The sequence below is a fragment of the Oleiphilus sp. HI0043 genome (assembly GCF_001634935.1).
On sequence record NZ_LWEY01000675.1, the window covers coordinates 1 to 819 of the forward strand.

1 protein-coding gene is annotated in these 819 nt (G+C 45.3%); it reads right to left on the minus strand.

Annotated features, from left to right (window positions below):
• The coding region (locus A3729_RS08120; RefSeq protein WP_197475682.1) for an NADP-dependent isocitrate dehydrogenase at positions 1 to 819 on the minus strand (819 nt) is incomplete at both ends.

An 819-nucleotide genomic window follows, 5' to 3' on the forward strand; every position in this document is an offset into this window, starting at 1 on the left:
GAACAATAGATAGCATCTTAGCACTGGTACCCAACTCAAGAATCGGGAACAAATCCGTTAGATAATCTCGTAGTACATTACCGGTAACAGAGATCGTGTCACGGCCACGAATCAAGCGCTCCATTGTGAAGCGAATTGCCTGATCCGGCGACATGATACGAATGTCCAAACCATCCGTGTCATGATCCTGTAAGTAGGTGTTCACCTTCTTAATCATTTGCGCATCATGGGCACGCTCAGGATCTAACCAGAATATAGTCGGCATACCCGTTGCTCGAGCACGAGAAACGGCGAGTTTCACCCAGTCCTGAATTGGCGCATCTTTAGTCTGACACATACGCCAGATGTCACCCTTCTCGACATCATGCGAAAGCAAGACCTTACCATCTTCATCAACTACACGAACAGTACCGTCAGCCTCTAACTCGAAAGTCTTGTCGTGAGAACCATATTCTTCAGCTTTTTGAGCCATCAAGCCAACATTTGGAACGGTACCCATTGTCGTTGGGTCAAAGGCATCATGATGCTTACAGAAGTTAATAACTTCCTGATAGATGGTCGCATATGTGCGCTCTGGAATAACCGCTTTAGTGTCTTTCAGTTTACCGTCAGTACCCCACATTTTACCACCAACACGAATCATCGCAGGCATTGACGCATCAACGATGACATCACTTGGTACATGGAGGTTTGAAATACCTTTGTCAGAATCTACCATCGCCATTTCAGGGCGTTCTTCGTAACAGGCACGAATATCTTCTTCAATTATAGAACGCTGAGAGTAAGGAAGATCAGATATATTCTGGTGAACATTACTCA